At 46.1% G+C, this 18703-nt stretch carries 22 protein-coding genes and 1 pseudogene; 18 read left to right on the top strand and 5 right to left on the bottom strand.

All coding sequences use genetic code 11. The features are described from left to right. Nucleotides 1-6 precede the first annotated feature (6 nt). The 11 genes and pseudogenes from JOJ89_RS08535 (at nt 7) to JOJ89_RS08585 (ending at nt 11184) form a co-directional block, all read left to right on the top strand. Nucleotides 7-786 (top strand): enoyl-CoA hydratase/isomerase family protein, encoded by a 780-nt coding sequence (locus tag JOJ89_RS08535; protein WP_035206491.1) that lies wholly within the window; start codon nt 7-9, stop codon nt 784-786. Between the two features lie 7 nt (nt 787-793). After that, nucleotides 794-1777 carry a quinone oxidoreductase family protein gene (locus JOJ89_RS08540; protein WP_029285150.1) on the top strand — a complete coding sequence of 328 codons (984 nt, stop codon included), beginning with the start codon at nt 794-796 and terminating at the stop codon, nt 1775-1777. A 174-nt stretch (nt 1778-1951) separates the two neighbouring features. Beyond that, on the top strand, nt 1952-2818 hold the full coding sequence (locus JOJ89_RS08545) for a branched-chain amino acid ABC transporter permease (RefSeq protein ID WP_029285149.1): 867 nt from the start codon (nt 1952-1954) through the stop codon (nt 2816-2818). After that, entirely contained in the window at nt 2815-3795 is a 981-nt protein-coding gene (locus JOJ89_RS08550; protein WP_029285147.1) for a branched-chain amino acid ABC transporter permease, read from the top strand. Before JOJ89_RS08545 ends, JOJ89_RS08550 begins: the two co-directional genes overlap by 4 nt. Beyond that, nucleotides 3795-4574 (top strand): ABC transporter ATP-binding protein, encoded by a 780-nt coding sequence (locus tag JOJ89_RS08555; protein WP_203290294.1) that lies wholly within the window; start codon nt 3795-3797, stop codon nt 4572-4574. The genes JOJ89_RS08550 and JOJ89_RS08555 overlap by 1 nt, the downstream gene beginning before the upstream one ends. After that, nucleotides 4552-5259 carry an ABC transporter ATP-binding protein gene (locus JOJ89_RS08560; RefSeq protein ID WP_203290100.1) on the top strand — a complete coding sequence of 236 codons (708 nt, stop codon included), beginning with the start codon at nt 4552-4554 and terminating at the stop codon, nt 5257-5259. The genes JOJ89_RS08555 and JOJ89_RS08560 overlap by 23 nt, the downstream gene beginning before the upstream one ends. A gap of 110 nt (nt 5260-5369) precedes the next feature. Continuing rightward, nucleotides 5370-6521, top strand: coding sequence for an ABC transporter substrate-binding protein (locus JOJ89_RS08565; RefSeq protein WP_029285141.1), 1152 nt, complete (start codon nt 5370-5372; stop codon nt 6519-6521). Between the two features lie 294 nt (nt 6522-6815). Continuing rightward, nucleotides 6816-8489 (top strand): long-chain fatty acid--CoA ligase, encoded by a 1674-nt coding sequence (locus JOJ89_RS08570; protein WP_203290101.1) that lies wholly within the window; start codon nt 6816-6818, stop codon nt 8487-8489. Between the two features lie 6 nt (nt 8490-8495). Next, nucleotides 8496-9497 (top strand): phosphotriesterase family protein, encoded by a 1002-nt coding sequence (locus tag JOJ89_RS08575; RefSeq protein ID WP_029285137.1) that lies wholly within the window; start codon nt 8496-8498, stop codon nt 9495-9497. Between the two features lie 436 nt (nt 9498-9933). After that, a pseudogene (locus JOJ89_RS08580) lies at nt 9934-10888 on the top strand (NAD(P)H-dependent flavin oxidoreductase). Between the two features lie 26 nt (nt 10889-10914). Continuing rightward, entirely contained in the window at nt 10915-11184 is a 270-nt protein-coding gene (locus JOJ89_RS08585) for a UPF0223 family protein (RefSeq protein ID WP_029285133.1), read from the top strand. A gap of 70 nt (nt 11185-11254) precedes the next feature. Here the strand turns inward: JOJ89_RS08585 and JOJ89_RS08590 are convergent, their stop codons facing one another. Next, on the bottom strand, nt 11255-11896 hold the full coding sequence (locus JOJ89_RS08590) for a YktB family protein (protein WP_029285131.1): 642 nt from the start codon (nt 11894-11896) through the stop codon (nt 11255-11257). A 254-nt stretch (nt 11897-12150) separates the two neighbouring features. Between JOJ89_RS08590 and JOJ89_RS08595 the strand changes: the two genes are divergently transcribed. From JOJ89_RS08595 to JOJ89_RS08605, 3 genes are all read left to right on the top strand, one after another. Then, nucleotides 12151-12339, top strand: a complete 189-nt coding sequence (locus JOJ89_RS08595; protein WP_029285129.1) for a hypothetical protein — start codon at nt 12151-12153, stop codon at nt 12337-12339. A 174-nt stretch (nt 12340-12513) separates the two neighbouring features. After that, nucleotides 12514-13305 carry an inositol monophosphatase family protein gene (locus JOJ89_RS08600; RefSeq protein ID WP_029285128.1) on the top strand — a complete coding sequence of 264 codons (792 nt, stop codon included), beginning with the start codon at nt 12514-12516 and terminating at the stop codon, nt 13303-13305. Further along, on the top strand, nt 13305-13760 hold the full coding sequence (locus tag JOJ89_RS08605) for a GNAT family N-acetyltransferase (RefSeq protein ID WP_242524680.1): 456 nt from the start codon (nt 13305-13307) through the stop codon (nt 13758-13760). The genes JOJ89_RS08600 and JOJ89_RS08605 overlap by 1 nt, the downstream gene beginning before the upstream one ends. 61 nt (nt 13761-13821) lie before the next feature. Here the strand turns inward: JOJ89_RS08605 and JOJ89_RS08610 are convergent, their stop codons facing one another. Beyond that, the gene (locus JOJ89_RS08610; protein WP_029285124.1) at nt 13822-14007 is read right to left on the bottom strand and encodes a YlaF family protein; all 186 of its coding nucleotides are present in this window, start codon (nt 14005-14007) and stop codon (nt 13822-13824) included. 139 nt (nt 14008-14146) lie between these two features. On the opposite strand from JOJ89_RS08610, the gene typA reads away from it, so the two are divergent. From typA to JOJ89_RS08625, 3 genes are read left to right on the top strand one after another with little or no spacing between them, the layout of a single operon-like run. Further along, nucleotides 14147-15991, top strand: coding sequence for a translational GTPase TypA (typA, locus tag JOJ89_RS08615; protein WP_029285122.1), 1845 nt, complete (start codon nt 14147-14149; stop codon nt 15989-15991). Between the two features lie 54 nt (nt 15992-16045). Further along, nucleotides 16046-16354: a YlaH-like family protein gene (locus JOJ89_RS08620; protein ID WP_369733087.1), complete on the top strand. Its 309-nt coding sequence runs from the start codon at nt 16046-16048 to the stop codon at nt 16352-16354. Then, nucleotides 16351-16632, top strand: coding sequence for a hypothetical protein (locus JOJ89_RS08625; protein WP_029285118.1), 282 nt, complete (start codon nt 16351-16353; stop codon nt 16630-16632). The genes JOJ89_RS08620 and JOJ89_RS08625 overlap by 4 nt, the downstream gene beginning before the upstream one ends. A 9-nt stretch (nt 16633-16641) precedes the next feature. Here the strand turns inward: JOJ89_RS08625 and JOJ89_RS08630 are convergent, their stop codons facing one another. Together JOJ89_RS08630 and JOJ89_RS08635 are read right to left on the bottom strand one after the other, a co-directional pair. Next, on the bottom strand, nt 16642-17064 hold the full coding sequence (locus tag JOJ89_RS08630; protein ID WP_035319098.1) for a hypothetical protein: 423 nt from the start codon (nt 17062-17064) through the stop codon (nt 16642-16644). Beyond that, nucleotides 17064-17264: a YlaI family protein gene (locus tag JOJ89_RS08635; RefSeq protein WP_029285115.1), complete on the bottom strand. Its 201-nt coding sequence runs from the start codon at nt 17262-17264 to the stop codon at nt 17064-17066. The genes JOJ89_RS08630 and JOJ89_RS08635 overlap by 1 nt, the downstream gene beginning before the upstream one ends. A 176-nt stretch (nt 17265-17440) precedes the next feature. Here JOJ89_RS08635 and JOJ89_RS08640 point away from each other — a divergent pair, with 176 nt between their 5' ends. Next, complete coding sequence (locus JOJ89_RS08640) at nt 17441-17896, top strand: pyridoxamine 5'-phosphate oxidase family protein (RefSeq protein WP_029285113.1); 456 nt, start codon at nt 17441-17443, stop codon at nt 17894-17896. Between the two features lie 27 nt (nt 17897-17923). Here JOJ89_RS08640 and JOJ89_RS08645 read toward each other — a convergent pair whose 3' ends face one another. After that, complete coding sequence (locus JOJ89_RS08645; protein WP_029285111.1) at nt 17924-18538, bottom strand: YhcN/YlaJ family sporulation lipoprotein; 615 nt, start codon at nt 18536-18538, stop codon at nt 17924-17926. Between the last annotated feature and the right edge of the window lie 165 nt (nt 18539-18703).

The following is an 18703-nucleotide window of genomic DNA, read 5'->3' on the forward strand; positions in this document are numbered from 1 at the left end:
GGAGGAATTAAGATGAGTGATTTATTAGTAGAAAAAAGCGGAAATGTCTTGTTTTTAACGCTGAACCGTCCAGAAAGGCTGAATGCTTTCAGTGCAGAGATGATTTTGTCACTGACGAATGAACTTGCCGCAGCAAAAAAAGATGACAGCATCAGAGCGGTTGTCCTGTCAGGATCAGGACGGTCGTTCAGTGCAGGCGGGGACGTCAAAACGATGGGAGAGGCTGACGGCCAGCAGGTTTATGATCATATTGGCCGCCTGAATGAATGCATCAAGGCTTTTAAAGAACTTGATAAACCTGTCATTGCCGCTGTACATGGGTTTGCCGCAGGTGCAGCCTTCAACCTTGCTCTCGCGTGCGATCAGATTCTGGCTGCCGAAGACAGCAAGTTTGTGATGAGCTTTTCACAGGTCGGGCTGATTTCCGACGGAGGAGGCCTTTATTTTCTGCCTAGGATCATTGGACCTTATAAGGCAAAGCAATTGTTCTTCAATGCTGAACCGATTACAGCTGTCCAGGCTGAAGAATATGGCATCGTAAACAAAGTAGTCCCGCTTGAGCAGCTTAAGGATGAAGCTGTCTCATATGCCCATAAGCTCTCCCAGGGACCTGTAAAAGCATATGGCATGATGAAAAAAATCATCAATGCCTCAGCGGTGAGCACACTTGATGAAATTCTTGAGCAGGAACGGATCGCACAGACGCTGATGATCTCAACAGAAGATCATCAGGAAGGCATTCATGCATTTAAAGAAAAACGCAAGCCAGTCTTTCAGGGGAAGTGAAGAGATGATGAGAGCGATCCAATTAAAAGAATACGGCGGACCGGAAGTATTGAAGGTAGTGGAACTTGATGTGCCGAAGCCGGCTGAAAACGAAGTGCTGATTAAAATTGAAGCAATCGGCGTCAATTATGCAGATACGGCAAGAAGGGAAGGGCAGTATGTGATTGATACGCCGCTTCCGTTTGTTCCCGGTGCAGAGGTGGCTGGAACGGTCGCTGAGACAGGAAACGGGGTTACCCGTTTTAAAAAGGGCGACAAAGTCGTTACCCTTCTTGGATCAAGCAGAGCTACAGGCTATGCAGAATATACCGTTGCAGAAGAACGCGGGCTGATTCCCGTTCCTGAAGGAGTGGATCTCAAGCAGGCTGTGTCTCTCCCGCTGCAGGGACTGAGTGCTTATCATATCTTAAAAACAATGGGACGGGTTGAAAAAGGCGAAACGGTCCTTGTTCATGCGGCTGCAGGCGGAGTCGGTACCATTGCCGTCCAGCTTGCCAAATTGTTTGGGGCAGGCAAAGTCATTGCAACAGCCAGTACGGCTGAAAAAAGAAGGCTTGCTCTTGAGATGGGGGCAGATGAAGCTGTTGATTATACACTTGAAGGCTGGGAGAAGGAAGTGCTGCAGCTGACGGACGGCAAGGGCGTAGATGTTGCTCTTGAGATGGCCGGAGGAGATGTTTTCAGGAAAACCCTCTCCTGCATGGCTCCATTTGGCCGCCTGGTCATTTACGGCGTGGCGAGCGGGGAGCAATCAAGGCTTTATCCATCATCGCTGATGGCTCAAAACCTGTCTGTCATCGGATTTTTTCTTCCTCAGATTATGAGAAAGAAAGAAATCTATCTTCAAAGTTTGTCTGACCTGCTTGGACATCTTCAAAAAGGAGAACTGAAGCTTACGATCGGCGGCGTTTATCCGCTCGAACAGGCAGGTGAAGTTCATGAAATGCTTCAGGGTAGACAGACGAAAGGAAAACTGATTCTCGTGCCTTAATTTTTTTAAAGCGGGGGGCTTTAGTCCCCCTGCCTCTTATCTTTTACTACATCCATCCTTATCCAGCAGCAGTTTTGCAAAAACTCCTCTCATCTACTCTGATATGTACCTGTCATGAATATCTTCCAGATGGACTGCAATTGAATGAAAATAAGCATGAGCAAGGGGGCCGCTATGGAATTATTTCTTCAGCAATTGTTTAACGGAATTACAATTGGAAGCGTTTACAGTCTTGTGGCTTTAGGGCTGACGCTTGTGTTCGGCATTCTGCATATCCCGAATTTCGCCCACGGTTCGTTCTATATGATCGGCGCTTATGTCAGTCTCTTATTTATGACTCAGTATGGCATGAACTACTGGGCAGCACTCATATTGTCGATCCTGATTGTTGCTGGTCTCGGCATTCTCTGCGAGCAAGTAGTGTTTAAATACCTTGGAAATGTCAATCCGATGAGAGTCATGGTTGCTGCAATCGGCCTGATGCTGTTTTTTGAAGCGCTGGCGCAGCTGATATGGGGAACAGATTACAAACAAATGCCAACGCCTTTTTCAGGGGTAGTGGAAATATTCGGGCTGACCATCACGCAGCAGCGGATACTGGTTGTTGTATCATCCGTCCTCCTTATGCTTGCTTTGCATTTTTTCCTGACAAAGACGATGATTGGAGCTTCCATTGTCGCAATGTCACAAAACAGGGACGGCGCCTTTTTGGTCGGCATCAACGCCAATATGGTGGCCATGCTGACATTTGCCATTGCAGCGGCGCTTGCTTCTGCAGCCGCTACTTTAGCTTCTCCAATCAATCTCGTCTTTCCGACGATGGGGAGCCTCGTCATTATGAAAGCCTTCGTCATCATCATTATCGGAGGGATGGGCAGTATTCCCGGGGCAATAGCGGGAGGATTTCTACTTGGGCTGACTGAAAGCATGGGGGCTACTTATCTTTCAAACGATTATAAAGACATCTTTGCCTTTCTTCTCCTCGTGGCCATTTTAACCATTAAGCCTACCGGTCTCTTTTCAAAGGGGGCACGTACATGAAGGTTCAAAAAATACTGCTGCCTGTTATTCTGCTGATTGCGGTGCTGTTTCCTTTAATCTCTCAAAATCATTATCATAAGCAAATCCTCATTCTTGTCATGATCTGGTCCATCGCTGTTTACGGACTTAACATCATCTCGGGGTTTACAGGCCAGCTGTCTTTGGCCCATGCCGGTTTTTTTGCGGCAGGCGCCTACACGCTCGGAATACTGACATCTACTTATCAGATGAATTTCTGGCTTGCATTTGCAGCTGCGCTTGCCGTTACAGTAACCCTGAGTTTTGTAATCGGTCTGATTGCGCTAAGGACAAGACACCATTTTTTCGCCATATACACCATGTGTGTGGGGTTTATTATATACCTGGTCATCGACAAGTGGGATGAAGTCACCGGTGGAGTAAGAGGGCTGATCGGCATTCCTGTGCCGTCGCCTCTTGGTCCTGTCACCTTTGACACGATTGAATCGCAGTACTATTTTATCTTGTTCTTTTTGCTCGGAACAATCATCGCTGTTAAAAGAATCAAAGACTCTCTATTCGGCAGAACGCTCTTTGCCATCAGGGGAAGTGAGGATCTGTCAAAGACAATCGGGATCAATATTATGAAAAATCAGCTGCTCGCCTTTGTCCTCTCCGCTTTTTTTGCGGGTCTCTCAGGCGTGCTGTATGCGGGTTTTATCCGTTTTCTCGGGCCGGATATCTCAGCGATCACCGTCACGTTTGAAATGCTGATGTATCTTCTTGTCGGAGGAATCGGCACGATGACAGGACCTGTTCTCGGTACATTTTTGATTGTTACTGTCACACAGTCCCTGCAGTTTCTGGAAGAATACAGAATGCTGATTTTCGGTCCGATCGTCGTTTTGATCATGCTTTTTTATCCAAAAGGGCTTGTCGGAAGCTATCACTCTCTGAAAATGTATTTCTCGCAGCGCAGGCCTGCTGATGCAAAGAGGAAAATAAAGGAGGCTGGATGATGCTGATAGAAATCAGGCAGCTGACAAAATCCTTCGGGGGATTGACGGCTGTAAATGAAGTTGACCTTGGGATTGAAAAAGGGAAAATCACCGCAATCATAGGGCCGAATGGAGCCGGAAAATCCACATTCCTGAATCTGATCAGCGGTTTTCACCGGCCGACTTCCGGAACCATCCTGTTTAACGGAACAGATGTGACGGCAGCAAAGCCTGCCAGGATGGCAAAGCTCGGAATCGGCAGGACGTTTCAGACGACAAGTCTTTTTTCGGACGCTACTGTCATTGACAATGTGCTGATCGGCCATCGCCTCAGAACGAAATCAAACTTGTTTGACGGAATCTTTAAAACAAAAAGGGAACGGTCGGAGCAGCAGCTGTGCTATGACAAAGCGATGGAAGCTCTTACCTTTTGCGGGGTCGACCATTTAGAAGGCGAAGTGGCTTCTGCCATCTCACAGGAAGCCCAAAAACGGGTGGCCATTGCACTTGCTCTTGCAACTGAACCGCAGATCATCCTTCTTGACGAACCGGCAGCAGGAGTTAATCCCGATGAAACAGACGGACTGTCCGAGCTGATCCTCAAATTGAAGCGCACCGGATATACAGTCTGTTTCATCGAACATAAGATGAAGATGGTCATGAGTCTTGCTGATAAAGTGATGGTTCTCAATCACGGCAAAAAAATTGCAGAAGGTCTGCCGTCCGATATTCAGGCAGATCCAAACGTGATTGAAGCTTATCTTGGAGGACATGCCTATGCTGAAGCTGCAACATATTGATGTTTTTTACGGGCGATTTCAGGCATTGAAAAACGTATCCATGGAAATTGAACAGGGAGAGCTTGTGACCATTCTGGGGGCAAACGGTGCAGGGAAAAGCACGCTTTTTCATACGCTGTCGGGCCTGAACAAGGTTTCTTCCGGCGACATTCATTTTGAAGACCGGAAGATTCATAATATGGCGCCCTATAAATTAGTCAGAGCTGGTATTGTCCAGTGCGCCGAAGGCAGAAAGCTGTTTTCTGAAATGAGTGTTTTTGAAAATCTGAAAATGGGAAGCTATACCCGGCGAAGAGATAAAAAGGCTGTCCAAAAACAGCTGGATGACATTTATGCCCTGTTTCCGATTCTATTTGAAAAACGGAAAGATGCTGCAGGGTCGCTCAGCGGCGGTCAGCAGCAAATGCTTGCCATCGGCAGGGCTCTCATGGCGAAGCCGAAGATTCTGATGCTTGATGAACCTTCTCTCGGACTCGCACCGCTGATTGTAGACCAGATGTTTAAAGTCATCCAGGAAATTCATAAGCACGGGACGACGGTGCTGCTCGCTGAACAGAACGCGCATGCCGCTTTGTCCATTTCAACAAGAGGTTATGTTATGGAGAACGGACAGATTGTGATGCAGGGGACAAAAAAAGAGCTGTTTGATAACGATGAGGTCAAACGCGCCTATATTGGCGCTTGACATAGTTTTTTTTTGCAAATGGCATGCCTGCAGCGCAAATAGGTTGGGCAGAAGTCGATTTTGATGAAAAACAAGGGGGAATTTCTGTGAAATCGCTTAAAAAGATCGGGATGGTTCTTGGGCTTTCGATGTCGTTAATGGGTCTTGCAGCATGCAATTCAAGCGGTGCGTCAGGCGGGGGAGATGCAGGCGGAGAGGGCACAGTCAATATCGGATACAGCGGTCCTCTTTCCGGTCCCGCTGCTTTTTACGGGGAGAATACGCTGAGAGGCCTGACGATGGCGGCAGACGAGATAAATAAAGAAGGATTTGAAGTCGACGGAAAAACATACAAGGTGAAAATTGTATCGCTTGATGACAAGTACCTTCCAAATGAAACGGGTACGAATGCCCGCAGGCTGGTGCAGGAAAATAAAGCGCCGATCGTTTTTGTTCCGCACAGCGGCGGTGTGTTCGCGACGCAAGTTTTTAACCAGCAGGAAAACTTCATCATCGGGGCCTATACAAGCGAACCGAAAATCCAGGAACAGGGCAATAAGCTGACATTAAGCATTCCTCCTGCATATGACGCGTATCCTGAGCCGTATGCTGATTATCAGATGGAACGCTTCGGGAAAAAGCTTGCACTGATTCCGACTGCTACACAATATGGCAAAGACTGGACGGCTACCATTAAACCGGTCTGGGAAGAAAAAGGCGGAGAAATCGTTTTTGACGGTTCAGTGGATTTCAGCAAAGAAACAGACTTTTTCACCATCATGACAAATGCGCTTAAAGAAAAACCTGACGTATTGTTTGTGGGGGGACCGTCCCAGCCGACGGCACTGCTGATCAAACAGGCGAGAGAGCTTGGGTTTAAAGGCGGTATCATGATTATGGACCAGGCGAAATTTGAAGAAATGGAACCGGTCCTTGGAGGGTATGAAATGCTTGAGGGTGCGATCGGGACGCTTCCAATCAGTGAAAGCGACGCACCGGGAGGCAAGGCGTTTGTTGACAAATATGCAGAGCTGACTGACGGCATTCCTACAGCCGAAAGTGCATTTAACTATCAGGCCCTTCACGTCGCAGTGAAAGCAATGCAGGCAGCAGGCACTGTCTCAGACCCGGCGAAAATCATGGAGAACATGGATAAAGGAATTAAAGAACTTGAAGACGAGCAAATGGTATGGCACTTGACCGGAGTGGAAAACAACGGATTCAACTGGAAAACGTCCATCCACGTCGTAGAAGACGGAAAGCTTGTGAAATTGGATAAGTAAGGTTGTCCTGCAGATTGAAAGATTGAATTTTAACAGTTTCCCGCTGTATACAGCGGGAAACTGTCTTTAATTAAGTCTGTGTTCGCAGTTATGGTTGCTTCAAAGTCTTTAAATAAGACACCAGTGACTTGAGCGAAAGGGAACGGGTACAACTTAAAAAACTAAGTAACAGTTACTTAATAAACCATGTGATGATAAGAAAAAATTTTTCCACAAAGAATAAAGGTATTTATCAGAAAAGTTAGAAATGTTACTGTAAGCGCTATCAAAACCAGTAAGGAAGGTGGAACACATATGATTCAATCTCATTTCAAGCATTGGCCGGTCAGGGTGCCATACACACTGACAGTACCTGAAACAACCTTGTACGAAAACCTTGAACTGTCTGCAAAAAGATACCCGGACAAAACAGCCATTCATTATTACGGCGCAGAACTTACATACAAACAGCTTTTAAAAGAAACCGAAGCACTTGCCGGATTCCTTGAAAAGAAAATGGGCGTTCAAAAAGGTGAAAATGTTCTGCTGTTCGTTCAAAATTCGCCCCAGTTTGTCATCGGGTATTATGCCATCCTCCGTGCCGGCGGCGTCGTCGTGCCGATTAATCCGATGAACACTTCAGAAGAACTGAGATTTTTTATAAACGACTGCGAGTTAAAGACAGGTATTGTAGGGCAGGAGCTGTACGCCAAGGTGCTTCCTTTGCTGGATTCAGTCCCGATGAAAAATGTCATCGTTTCAACCTATTCTGATTATCTGCAGGCAGGGAGCCCCGGTCATGGAATACCGGAAGAAGTAAAAATGGGGCCGATTGAGCTTGGTCAAACCGGGCATATTCACTGGAAGGATGCGCTGTCGAGTCTGGAAGTGCCTTCACAAATGACGGCATCAGCTGATGATCTCGCTGTACTGCCGTACACATCGGGAACGACAGGACTTCCAAAGGGGTGCATGCATACTCACCGCACCGTTCAAGCAAACACGTTCGGAGGCTATCACTGGCTGAATGCAACGTCTGATGCCGTATGTCTTGCGACTTTGCCCCTGTTTCATGTGACAGGCATGGTACACAGTATGCACATCCCAATCCTCTCTGGTGCCACCATGATCATGATGACAAGGTGGGACAGGGAATATGCGAGAAACACCATCAGGGATAAAGAAGTGACGCACTGGATAACAATCAGCACGATGCTGATCGACTTTATGGCCAATCCTTCCCTGAAAAAAGAGGATATGGCAAGCCTGATGAATCTTGCAGGAGGAGGTGCAGCTCTTCCTGCAGCAGTTGGAGAAAGACTGTACCAATTGTCCGGCCTGAAATTTATTGAGGGCTACGGGCTTTCAGAAACCATTGCCCAGACGCATTTTAATCCGCCTGACAGATCGAAGCTTCAATGTCTTGGAATCCCTTCATTTGATGTAGATGCAAGGATTATTGATCCCGTGACATGCCGGGAGCTTGAAAATGGAGAAGAAGGCGAAATTGTCGTGAACGGGCCGCAAGTCTTTTTAGGCTATTACAGAAGACCGGAGGAAAATGAAAAATCGTTTGTCGAGATTGAAGGAAAAAAATTCTTCAGGACCGGCGATATTGGAAAGCGCGACGAAGAAGGCTATTACTTTATCGTGGACAGAGTAAAACGAATGATCAATGCATCGGGCTTTAAAGTGTGGCCGACAGAGGTTGAAGGCATGCTTTATCAGCATCCTGCCATTATGCAGGCATGCGTGGTCGGCGTACCTGATGAACGCAGGGGAGAAACGGTCAAAGCCTTTATCATTCTGAATCAGGAATATAAGGGGAAAATTGACGGCGAGGAAATCATCGCCTGGGCAAAAGAAAAAATGGCAGCCTACAAGTATCCAAGGATGATCGAATTCAGAGAAAGCCTTCCGATGACCTCAAGCGGCAAGCTGCTTTGGCGGAAGCTTCAGGAAGAAGAAAAACAAAAGGTGATGGGGTGAAGCGCAATGACCGGCACAGTTGAAACCGTTACAGGGCCGATCCCGGCAGATCAGCTCGGCAAAACACTGATTCATGAACATTTTGTTTTCGGGTATCCGGGTTTTCACGGTGACGATTCCCTTGGAGGCTTTGATGAGCAGGATGCCCTTGAAACAGGCATAACCGTCGCTCTTCAGCTGCTCAGCTTCGGAGTCGATACAGTAGTGGATCCTACACCGAATGAGTGCGGCAGAAATCCGGAGCTGCTGAAGGAAATATCAGAAAGAACCGGCCTCCAGATTATCTGCGCCACGGGATATTATTATGAAGGGGAAGGAGCTACTCCTTACTTCAAATTCAGACAAGGCCTCGGGACGGCAGAAGAAGAAATTTATGAAATGTTCAAAAAAGAGCTGACAGAAGGCATTCGCCAGACGGGCATCAAGCCTGGAATTATAAAACTTGCATCAAGCAAGGGTGAAATTACGCCTTATGAGCAAATGTTCTTCAGAGCCGCAGCAAGGGTTCACCGTGAAGAAGGCACGGTGATTCTTACCCACACCCAGGAAGGCACAATGGGGCCGGAACAAATCAAACTGCTCATTGAACTTGGCTGTGATCCGAAAAAGATCGTCATTGGACACATGTGCGGCAATACGGATACTGACTATCACTCAGCTGTTCTTGAGCACGGAGCTTATATAGCTTTTGACCGTTTCGGCATTCAGGGAATGGTGGGAGCACCTGACGATGACATAAGAATAAAGACGCTGATGGAATTACTTGATAAAGGGTATGCAGACCAAATCATGATGTCTCACGATACCGTAAACTACTGGATGGGAAGACCGCTGATCCTCCCGAAGCAGGTTCAGGAGAAAATGAAGAACTGGCACCCTGCCCACCTGTTTGAAAATGTTATTCCGGCTCTTCGGGAAAAGGGAGTGCAGGAAGAGCAAATCAGAACCATGACAGAAAAAAATCCTTCCAGACTGTTTGCCGGTGTGGGGGCAAAGGTAAGGCTTTAGGGCCGGGCAAGGAAACTCAGTAAAAAGAATCCGAACGGTTTAAGCCGTTTCGGATTTTATTGCTTTAATTGACTGATCTGACTGGAACAACGAGTTAGTGGGGTCATTTCCTAGGCGTAGTCACTATTCTTCTGTTGAAGTGTTTGCTAAAGTGGCGTCATTCCATAGAGTGCTGCCATTATTACCGTTTAGGGATCATTAGAAGTGGCTTCATTCTCCAGAGTGCTGCCACTTTTGCCGTTGAGGGATCATAAGAAGTGGCGCCAATCCACAGAGTGCTGCCACTTTTGCAACTGAGGGAGCTCCGAAAGTGGCGCTATTCCCCAAAGCGGCACCACTTTTTTCATTATGAGTGTTCCTTTTTTCACACAGCAAGAAGGAGAACGGCTGTCTTGAGAGAAGTGGAATACAGTACGATTTTAAAGGGGGGATCATGATGAACTGGAAAACAAGAATAACCGATATGCTTAATATTCAGTACCCGATCATACAGGGAGGTCTTGCATATCTCGCTTATTCGGAACTGGCTGCGGCAGTGTCGAATGCCGGGGGGCTTGGGCAGATCACGGCGATGTCGCTTGGAGAGCCTGAACTGCTGAGAGAAGAGATCGCGAGAGTCAGGATGAAGACTGATAAGCCGTTTGGCGTCAACTTCGCAGTCGGCCAGCACGGCAGACCTTATTCTGACCTGCTTCAGGTTGCAATTGATGAAGAAGTGCCCGTGATTACGATGACAGGAGGAAATCCTGCACCCATTTTTGAGCAGCTAAAGGTGAATGTAAAAAAAACTTGTGCTTGTAGCTGCGAGAAGACAGGCTGAAAAAGCTGAAGAGCTTGGTGCTGATGCTGTGATGGTTGTCGGCCAGGAGGGGGGAGGACATCTCGGACGGGATGATACAGGCACATTTGTCCTCATTCCGCAGGTTGTCGATGCGGTTTCCATTCCGGTCATCGCTTCAGGCGGAATTGGAGACGGAAGAGGCCTTATGGCAGCATTAAGCCTTGGTGCAGAAGGAATTGAAATGGGCACAAGGTTTATCGCTACTAAAGAATGCACCCATGCCCATAAGGCATACAAGACAGCCCTTGTGAACAGCTCTGAAAGAGACACAGTCGTGATAAAACGCAGTATAGGCACGCCTGCCCGCGCGCTTGCAGGGACTTGGACGGACACCATTCTTGACATGGAGCAAAAAAAGGCAGATTATGAGCAGCTGAAAGATTATATTAGCGGACAAGCTAACAAAAGATACATATATGATGGTATGATAGACAATGGTTTTGCCTGGGCAGGCCAGGTTACAGGGCTGATCAGGGATGTTCCGAGCGTGGACGAGCTGTTTTCAAGAATCATCTCAGAAGCCTCGGAAATCAGAGGGAAATGGAACTAGCAGCAGGAAAAAGGCAGGTGAACAGAGTGGATTATCAATATCCAATACAGCCGGATTGGTCGACAACAGAAATCATCGACGTCATCTCATTTTTTCAGGCAGTCGAGAAAGCCTATGAAAAGGGGATCAGCAGAGAAGACTTCATGAAGAAATACCGCAGGTTTAAAGAAATTGTCCCAAGCAAAGCGGAGGAAAAAAACATTTGCGATGATTTTGAGGAAATAAGCGGCTATTCCAGCTACAGGGCTGTGAAAAAAAGCAAAGACAACAGCGATGCTGAAATAATTAAAATGTAAAAAAAGGACGGGTATGCTCCGTTCAAAATCAAAACAGGGTGCCATCCTTAGATGGCACCCTGTCTGGTTCTTATGACTTAACCGCAGCTTTTTGAGACAGCTTGTAAAGCGGGAGAAGTGTTTTGAATGCATCCTGCACGGTGCTGATAAATTCGTCACCGCTCATCTTTACTGCGTCATCGCGGTCAATTCGGATGCCGCAGAGCAATTCCGCTTTTTTAACGTTTTGAAGACGCTGGAACAGGTTTTGAAAATCAGTGCTGCTCAGCTCTTTTTGAACGAGGGTCTGAGGTTTTGTATGATCGCCTGACCATACATAGTGATCAGGAATATTCTTTTTCAATTTGCTCCAGTTTTTTTCAATCGCTTCGCCGTACTCTTCTTTAACCGGAGCTTCGTATATGACGGCAAACCAGGCAAAGGCGTGTGACTCCCAAAGTCCGATTTGGAAGTGCGGCAGCATTTTGTAGCCGCGTTTGCTGCCGGCAAATGCAACCCACGTATCATTCGGAGGGTTAACCGATCTGCGGGCATGCTTTGCAACATGAGAGAACATCTCTTCTCCTGTCATGGCAGACAGCTCACCCGCGAACACTTCCCCGAGCACTTCAAGCTTTGGCCTGACAGTAGATATGAGCGCCTCCATCCGCTGATCAAGTCCATCTATTTTAAAAACATCAAAATCTTCATTTGTAAATCCTTTAAATTCCATATGATTGCCTCCCGTTTGCAGGTAATGGAATCAGTTTAGCACAGGTGTGCGCATATTCGAAAGGAACTTGCACGTTTCGACACTCCTTCAATGTGGTATTTAAAAAATAATAGGTAAATACACAATTTTCACTTCCAAGTTGCATCCTATTTCCATATCTCATATCATATATAAAAATATCAGAAAATTAAGTCAATCGATTAAAAGTCACCGGTTAACAATTATAGACAATTTTTGAAAGGGGCGGTAGAAAGATGAAACAAATCGTGAGAACGACAGGACAAAAGGAATCAGATCATCGCATAGGGGTGCTAAAGCTCGAACTGGACTATGAATTGGCCACCCTTTACGACGCCATGACCGAAAATGATGAAACGAAGAAGAATGAATGCAAACGCAAGCTTGAAAGACTCAGAAAAGAATGGATCAGACTTCAGGCATAGCAGCCGCAAACAAAAGCGAACCTCAGCACAGGGTTCGTTTTTATCTGAGCAGACAAATCCTCCCTGCAGAGCGCTTGCGTTTCTTAAATTCATTGCGTTATTCTTACTATATAGAAGTCTTTCACAGCCATTAACCCTGCAATTAGGTTACCTACATAGAAAGAAGGTTTATACATGGAAAATTGGACTAAGATTGAACAGGATGCTAAAACGTGGATTTATGAGGCAGGAGAAAAAATCAGGCAGTCTTTTCAGAAGGTCCTGTCTGTTCAGGCCAAATCGAATCCCGATGATCTCGTTACGAATATGGACAAAGAAACAGAACAATATTTAATTTCTAAAATCAACCATACATATCCCGATCATAAAATTCTTGGTGAGGAAGGCTTCGGGGACAAGCCTGACTCGATGGACGGCGTTATCTGGATTGTTGATCCGATCGACGGAACGATGAACTTTGTTCACCAGCAGCGCAATTTTGCCATTTCCATTGGAATTTATGAGAACGGCGTCGGACAGGTCGGCCTGATCTATGATGTCGTGCATGATGAGCTTTACCATGCAGTAAAGGGAAAGGGCGCCTATATGAATGACGCGGAATTGCCTAAGCTTGAAGATGTTCCGCTGAATGAGGCCGTCATAGCCCTGAACGCTACGTGGGTAATGGAGAATAAACGATTTGACCATAGTAAGCTTGTTCCTGTTGCAAAAGCGGTCAGAGGCACAAGGTCATATGGTTCTGCTACGATTGAATGCGCATATGTTGCAGCGGGCAGGCTTGACGCCTACATCACTTTGAGGCTTGCACCGTGGGATTTCGCAGCCGGCCTGGTGCTGCTTGAGGAAGTCGGAGCAAAAGCAAGCACTCTTGACGGGAAACCAATCAATATGCTTGGACAAAACAGTATTTTCGTTGCGAAAAAAGGGATTCATGACACGATTTTGAATGAGTACTTAAACAACTAATGATTGAGAGCAGACCATACGAGGATTCAGATCTGGATTTTTTCAGGGAGCTCATAGCTTCAAGCCCTGCATGGCAAAAAGAAGAATGCCTCCCGGAGCAGGCTCTGGAATACATGTTTTCTTACAAGATGTATAACGGGGAATGGCAGATATGGAGCTGCAATAATGAAGCAATCGGCATTTCCTTTCATATCAGCTGGTCTCCTTCAAACGAGAAACCGTGGCTAGGAACAGTACTTGTTAAAGAAGACCAGCGAAACAAAGGGTACGGAAAAGGAATGGTTTCGCGGATCTCAGCCGATCTGAAGAAGGCGGGCCATAAAGCCGTTTTTGCCGGCTGTCCTGCGGATAAGCTTGAATGGCTGAAATTTCTCGCATCGTGCGACTTTGAGCAGCTGAAGCTTGAACGGGATGCGGGCGGTAAAGAGTATATGATTACAGTGAAACCTGCTTAGCAGGTTTTTTTTCATGCAGTAAAAAAATACAAAAATAAAGCCCGGACACATATCCAGGCTCCTAAAGCATTCCTTTATCGCGCATTTTCTTTTTTGTGGCAAAGCCAAATCCCATTGCTCCGGTAAGTGCAAGCAGCGAGAGAACGACTCCGATTATGCTTCTTTCCCCGACAGCGATGCCGACTGCAACCATAGAAGCTGCCGCTGTAAAAGCTAAAAGAAAGAAAATCCATTTTCCGGATTTCATCGTTGTTTTCATCCCCTTTAAAGCGGTTTGGACAGAAAATACTGCCCCTTTTAACAGTTTACATAAAATGATTTCTTTTTTCTACAAAAGTTTGTGGTATAATACACTAGGTTATTTTAAATTTTTAGGAGATGAAAATGTGAAACTTCGAAATGATATTCGAAACATTGCGATTATTGCCCACGTAGACCACGGGAAAACGACGCTTGTAGACAAATTGCTTCACCAGGCAGGAACGTTCCGTGCGAACGAACAAGTTGCAGAAAGAGCGATGGATTCAAACGACCTCGAACGCGAGCGCGGAATCACGATCTTGGCAAAAAATACGGCAATTAACTATAAAGATACACGCATTAACATTATGGATACACCAGGACATGCCGACTTTGGCGGAGAAGTAGAGCGCATCATGAAAATGGTTGACGGCGTACTTCTTGTTGTTGACGCTTATGAAGGATGTATGCCCCAAACACGCTTCGTGCTGAAAAAAGCACTTGAGCAAAATCTGACGCCGATTGTAGTTGTCAATAAAATTGACCGCGACTTTGCACGTCCTGAAGAAGTGGTTGATGAAGTTCTTGACCTGTTCATCGAACTTGATGCAAATGAAGAACAGCTTGAGTTCCCGGTTATCTTTGCATCTGCCATGAACGGAACGGCAAGCACAAGCCCTGACCCGGCTGATCAGGAAGAAAACATGGTTGCATTATTTGATTCTATTGTTGAGAACATTCCTGCACCAGTTGACAACACAGATGAGCCTCTTCAATTCCAGGTAGCTCTTCTTGACTATAATGACTATGTAGGACGTATCGGAATCGGCCGTGTATTCCGCGGAACGATGACTGTCGGCCAGCAGGTTTCATTAATGAAAATCGACGGAAGCATTAAAAACTTCCGTGTAACGAAATTATTCGGATTCCAGGGATTAAAACGCGTTGAAATCGAAAGCGCTAAGGCAGGGGATCTTGTTGCCGTTTCCGGAATGGAAGACATCAACGTAGGGGAGACTGTCTGCCCGGTTGAGCATCAGGAAGCATTGCCTATCCTGCGAATCGATGAGCCTACTCTTCAAATGACGTTTGTTGTTAACAACAGCCCATTTGCAGGCCGCGAAGGAAAATATGTGACGTCACGTAAAATTGAAGAGCGTTTAATGGCGCAGCTTCAGACAGATGTCAGCCTTCGTGTTGAGAACACAGAATCTCCGGATGCGTGGATTGTGTCAGGACGCGGTGAGCTTCACCTTTCCATCCTGATTGAAAACATGCGCCGCGAGGGCTATGAGCTGCAGGTTTCAAAACCTGAAGTTATCGTAAAAGAAATTGACGGAGTCCGCTGTGAGCCGGTTGAGCGTGTTCAAATCGATGTTCCTGAAGAGCACACGGGTTCTGTTATGGAATCAATCGGTGCCCGCAAAGGCGAAATGCTTGATATGATCAACAACGGCAACGGTCAAGTCCGTTTGATTTTCAACGTGCCTGCACGCGGATTAATTGGATACTCTACTGAGTTCATGTCTATCACACGCGGTTTCGGCATCATCAACCACACATTTGACAGCTACCAGCCAATGCAGCCTGGCCAGGTTGGCGGACGCCGTCAGGGTGTACTGATCTCAATGGAAAACGGAAAGTCAACAACTTACGGTATCCAGGGAATCGAAGACCGCGGAATCATCTTCCTTGATGCAGGTACAGACGTGTATGAAGGAATGATCGTAGGAGAGCACAACCGCGAAAACGACCTTGTTGTTAACATCTGCAAAATGAAGCAGCAGACAAACATTCGTTCAGCAAACAAAGATCAAACGAGCACAATGAAAAAACCTCGCATCATGTCACTTGAAGAATCTCTTGAATACTTGAACGAAGATGAGTATTGCGAACTTACGCCTACTTCAATCCGTTTGAGAAAGAAAATTCTTGATAAGAACGAACGCGAAAAGCAGGCTAAAAAGAAAAAGCTTGCAGGATTGCTTTAAGTCTGACTCTCGACGTGCAATGGAGGGGATAGCGGGATGAACGTATACGAAAGTATGTGGCCGGTTGCCTACAGTATTTATACGGCAACAGAACCCGATACACAAACAGGGGCAAATATCTTATATCTGGTCATTCTCGGACTGTCAATTGTCGTATTCAAGCTGGGGTTTGCTAAAAAGCTTCCTCTTCTTCAGACAATTGTCATCTACTTGTTTTTGATGTTCGGCTGTACGGTTCTGACGTTTTTAGGGGCGTTTTTGCCTGTTGCAGAAGGACTCATTGTGGCTGCACTGATTTTGATTATTTATAAAATCAGACTCCACAGGGCAAAAAAAGCCGAGCAGCAGGATGCCGCAACATGAAGTCTATTCAGGACTCCCTCTACAATTGGCTCTCCATTAAAACAGTGGCAGACGCCCGTCCTGATGACACGGCAGCAGCAGATACATTCAGCCTTTTTGATCAGCTGCTGAAAGAAAATCATGACATACAGGAAATTTCTGTCCAAAAGGACGATGTGATGTACCTGGTCGCGTATAAGCTGAACGGGGAACAGAAATCATCCAGATTTCCGGTTGAACTGATTGACAGCATGATTGAGCAGATTGAAGCTGAACCTGAAAAATATAAGAACTATTAAAAAGACACCTCAACGTTGAGGTGTCTTTTTGTGTATGCATGCCGCAAGCACTGCGGCAAACAGAATATGGCCGGCAATCCACCAGGAGATCGCTTCAATATTAAAAATGCCGGGTGTTTCTTTAACAGCAAGAATGGTAAGGGGAAAATAAAGGAGAGCTGCAGGCAGGGTAAGGAGGAAAGATGCAGCCCATACTTTTCCTTCAGACAGCCTGAAAGCACGGGTCATCCAGCTGCAGACGATGCCAATTGCGACAGCCACCGCCAAATGCAGAATAAATTCAGCAAGTTCAGGAAGAGGCCTGCTGTAAATAAAGTCGATATTCAGCAGTAAGACATATACTTTTTCACCGCTGAATTGTTCGGCAAATTTAAGAAAAAGCCCCAAAAGGATTCCGCTCAGCAGGCCGGCGATGGCGCCTCTCAGTGCCACTACCAGCTGTCCTCTGTTTTTTTATCTCTGTAAAGCTTGAAATTTCCCGTATTTGCCCGTTCAATTGTCCGGTTTTCTATTCTGTTTTCACACTCTTTGCACATATATGTATGAATTGGCCTGTTGCGCAGACGCTTCGCCTGGAGTGTTTCATCATGGATCGTTTCAACTTTGTCGCACAGCACGCATTTTACTCTCATGTGACACCTCATTCTTTTTTTGTAGGAGATATTGAATTTGATTAAGCCGCCAGTTCCATTCGTAAGTTCGGCAGGCAGCGGAGTTTATCGGCAAAAAGGATGTCCGAATTTGAATGTAGCAAGCATTAGAAAAAAAAGGTATGATAGCATTATACAACGAATATGGAGGGAAGAAAATGGCTAATAAGTCAGAAACCAAATTGATTCAGCCTTTGTTTGACAATCTCCAGAAAGAACGTTTTGCTGTTTTTGCCACAATTGACTTTGAAACAGGCGCTCCAAATGTGTCAGCCGTCTCCTGGGTTTTTGCGCCGGATGAGGAGCGGGTGTACCTTGCGGTTGATAACCGCTCGCGCATTGTCAAAAATGTCAAAAAGCATCCTGCTGCAGCTCTGACGCTGCTTGCAAATGAGTCTACATATACTATTAACGGAAATGCACATATAAAAGAAGAAAAACTTGAATCTGTCCCACTGAAGCTTGCCCTGATCGAACTGGTGATCTCTGAAGTAAGAGATGTTATGTTTTACGGTTCGAAAATTTCGGCTGAACCAGCATATGAAAAAACATATGATGAAAAAGCAGCAGCTAAGCTTGACGGCCAGGTTTTAGAAGCCATGAAAAAAGCTTAGTTCAGCGTGAACTAAGCTTTTTTTGCTTCAATCTTTGTTTAAATGGTTTTCTGACTGATCATTCTGTTCGCGGTCAAGCTCTTTTTGCTCTTTCGTGTTGAGCTGATTGTTGTCCTGCTCAGTCGGTCTGTTATTGCGGTTTTGATTGTTCAGCGCATCATTCGGGATTTCGGGCATCACACGGCCTACTATGGCAGCAAGCTCATCAAGAATGCCTGAGATCGGTTTGCCCTGCTGAAGATCTTTGCCGATTGCTTTTAGACGCACTGTCGTATCGGCATCTGCAATGATGACAGCATTTGCACCGTACGGGTCGTGCTGAATGCTTTCAGCAACCGCATATTTAATGGATTCAGCCTTGTTTCTGTCAAGCTCTGAGTTCACATCAATCCCTACAATGGCATATCTCCCGAGAACAACGGCGCTGGCATCATTTACACCAGGCACCCGGCCTGCAAGATCAACGAGGCGGCGTGAAATCTGCTGGCCCGTTTTCTTTTCAACCGGTTCATTGACAGAGTTCCTGACGTTCATCGGTTTTCCGTTTTGATCTTCAGAACGGTTTTGTTCTGATCCCTGATTAAAAGAACAGGCTGAAAGCATAAGCACAAGGACCAATGCTGAAAATGTCATACTGCGCATGTAATCACTCCTTTTAGACCATGCTTTTTAATTTTATTGTCCGATAAATCTTCTATCTTTATGCACCATTTCATATATTTTAGCAACGCTTCAATTACAGCTTGATTATTTCATGACCCCGAGCACGCGCAGCACGCTCTAAAAACCCGTATAAGGTAGGAGGCG

The sequence above is a fragment of the Metabacillus sp. cB07 genome (assembly GCF_016839225.1).
Classification (GTDB): Bacteria; Bacillota; Bacilli; order Bacillales; family Bacillaceae; genus Bacillus_P; species Bacillus_P indicus.

Bases quoted from the DNA above. Each gene is read 5' to 3' on its own strand.
- JOJ89_RS08625 (WP_029285118.1), top strand. From the start codon at position 16,351: ATGAAGTCTATTCAGGACTCCCTCTACAATTGGCTCTCCATTAAAACA.
- JOJ89_RS08620 (WP_369733087.1), top strand. From the start codon at position 16,046: ATGTGGCCGGTTGCCTACAGTATTTATACGGCAACAGAACCCGATACA.
- JOJ89_RS08645 (WP_029285111.1), bottom strand. From the start codon at position 18,538: ATGCGCAGTATGACATTTTCAGCATTGGTCCTTGTGCTTATGCTTTCA.
- JOJ89_RS08640 (WP_029285113.1), top strand. From the start codon at position 17,441: ATGGCTAATAAGTCAGAAACCAAATTGATTCAGCCTTTGTTTGACAAT.
- JOJ89_RS08565 (WP_029285141.1), top strand. From the start codon at position 5,370: ATGGTTCTTGGGCTTTCGATGTCGTTAATGGGTCTTGCAGCATGCAAT.
- JOJ89_RS08605 (WP_242524680.1), top strand. From the start codon at position 13,305: ATGATTGAGAGCAGACCATACGAGGATTCAGATCTGGATTTTTTCAGG.
- JOJ89_RS08600 (WP_029285128.1), top strand. From the start codon at position 12,514: ATGGAAAATTGGACTAAGATTGAACAGGATGCTAAAACGTGGATTTAT.
- JOJ89_RS08610 (WP_029285124.1), bottom strand. From the start codon at position 14,007: ATGAAATCCGGAAAATGGATTTTCTTTCTTTTAGCTTTTACAGCGGCA.
- JOJ89_RS08575 (WP_029285137.1), top strand. From the start codon at position 8,496: ATGACCGGCACAGTTGAAACCGTTACAGGGCCGATCCCGGCAGATCAG.
- JOJ89_RS08595 (WP_029285129.1), top strand. From the start codon at position 12,151: ATGAAACAAATCGTGAGAACGACAGGACAAAAGGAATCAGATCATCGC.
- JOJ89_RS08540 (WP_029285150.1), top strand. From the start codon at position 794: ATGAGAGCGATCCAATTAAAAGAATACGGCGGACCGGAAGTATTGAAG.
- JOJ89_RS08560 (WP_203290100.1), top strand. From the start codon at position 4,552: ATGCTGAAGCTGCAACATATTGATGTTTTTTACGGGCGATTTCAGGCA.
- JOJ89_RS08550 (WP_029285147.1), top strand. From the start codon at position 2,815: ATGAAGGTTCAAAAAATACTGCTGCCTGTTATTCTGCTGATTGCGGTG.
- JOJ89_RS08635 (WP_029285115.1), bottom strand. From the start codon at position 17,264: ATGAGAGTAAAATGCGTGCTGTGCGACAAAGTTGAAACGATCCATGAT.
- JOJ89_RS08590 (WP_029285131.1), bottom strand. From the start codon at position 11,896: ATGGAATTTAAAGGATTTACAAATGAAGATTTTGATGTTTTTAAAATA.
- JOJ89_RS08545 (WP_029285149.1), top strand. From the start codon at position 1,952: ATGGAATTATTTCTTCAGCAATTGTTTAACGGAATTACAATTGGAAGC.
- JOJ89_RS08555 (WP_203290294.1), top strand. From the start codon at position 3,795: ATGCTGATAGAAATCAGGCAGCTGACAAAATCCTTCGGGGGATTGACG.
- JOJ89_RS08570 (WP_203290101.1), top strand. From the start codon at position 6,816: ATGATTCAATCTCATTTCAAGCATTGGCCGGTCAGGGTGCCATACACA.